Here is a 1,753-nt window from a genome sequence, read left to right on the forward strand (position 1 = left end):
CAAGGGGTACAAGGATTATGAGCATATCTATCGGGTGGAAGTCTATCCCAACGATGACAACGGGTGGCAGACGTGGATGCCGCGCCCACTATGCGAACTGATAGGCAACGGTTCGCCACACATCCAAGCAATTTCCATCGTCAACTCTTTTTCCGGCTCGGCAAAGTTTGAGGTAGGCGGACATCAGTTCGAAGAAATCACCCTGTCCGGCTTCGGCAACTTTATGAAGACGTTCCAGCCCCGCATGATAGCCGGTTCTGCCGATGCGCTCGAACGGCAAGGGCAGGTGCTCATCCCACGCTCGATGGCGATGCGCTTCTTCGGTTCCATTGATGCTGTGGGGAAAACTATCTTCGAAGGAAAGCAGGCGGATAACCGTCTGCTGACCGTGGGTGGCGTGTATGAAGACTTCCCCGAAAATTCGCAGATAAGGAGCTGCCTTTTCCTCCCCCTTCGGTCCGAGAACAACAAGGACAACTGGCAAAACTGGAACTACAACTGTTATCTCCGTACTGACGGCACACTGGACCCTGACGAACTGAACAAGTCCGTATTCCAAAGGATGAAAGAGATAGTGCCCGAAAGGGTCAGTGCAATGAGTGACGATGAAGCGTCCTCGTTCCTCCGCTTTACTCCGATAGCCGACGTGCATTTTTCAAAAGTAGGCAACAAAAGCGCCAGCAGCCGCATCACGGTCTACCTCCTGCTGTGCGTGTCGTTTCTCATCGTCATCGTTGCTGCCATCAACTTCATGAACTTCACGTTGGCGGAAACCCCGATGCGCGTCAAGAGCATCAACACGCAGAAGGTGCTGGGAGCCACGGCAGGCTCGCTCCGTATGGGGCTGGTGCTGGAAGCGGTGCTGGTCAGCATCATTGCTTTGGGCATATCGATGCTCTTTCTGCTGGCGTTGCGCGATTCGGGCTTGCAAGATTTGGTGACAGCAAGCCTTGACTTGACGGCACATCCGCTGCTGCTTGCCTCCACTCTCGGCATCAGCGTGCTGATAGGTATGTTGGCAGGACTGTATCCGTCTTATTATGCCACTTCTTTTCCGCCAGCCTTGGCACTGAAAGGCTCGTTCGGCCTTTCTCCTAAAGGGCGGAAGCTGCGCACGTTGCTGGTATGCTTCCAGTTCTTCGTGGCGTTCATGTTAGTTATCGCCATCGGCATAATGTATGCGCAGAGCCGCTACATCCGCACCGCCGACTATGGCTACGACAAGGATGCCATCGTGGTGGGCAACATGTCGTGGGATGCCATCCTGCAGAAAGAAGCGGTAGCCGATGAACTTTCGCGCATATCGGGCGTAGAAGGTGTAGCGTTTTCGCAACGCGTTTTGAGTTCGAGCGATACTTATATGGGATGGGGACGCGGCCCGGATGACAAGCATATTCAGTTTGACGTGCTTCCGGTGGATTACCGCTACCTGAAGGTGATGGGCATCCATGTCACCGAGGGGCGCGACTTTAAGCCGGGCGACGGTGATGTGTATATCTTTAACGAAGCTGCCCGCAAGAAATATCCATGGATGGCGGTCGACCAACTTGCCACCGATGGTGATTACCCCATCGTAGGCTTCTGCGAGAATATCCGATACAGCACGTTCCGCAACGATGACAACAGCCAGCCAATGGCATTCTTTATCTTCGGCAAAGACTATGCTGACTGGGGGCGCTGGGAAAACATCGTCAACGTCCGCATCTCCGCCGGGACAGACAAAATAGCTGTTATCCACTCCTTGCAAAAGACG

The 1,753-nt window shown here is 54.0% G+C and carries 1 protein-coding gene; it reads left to right on the forward strand.

Translation table 11 applies throughout. The annotated features are described in order from the left end of the window. Window positions 1-1,753: ABC transporter permease (locus NW212_RS15140; RefSeq protein ID WP_258339445.1), on the forward strand; the 1,753-nt coding region annotated here is incomplete at both ends.

Origin of the sequence: Bacteroides sp. ET225 (genome assembly GCF_024733745.1) — a bacterium.
Classification (GTDB): domain Bacteria; phylum Bacteroidota; class Bacteroidia; order Bacteroidales; family Bacteroidaceae; genus Phocaeicola; species Phocaeicola excrementipullorum.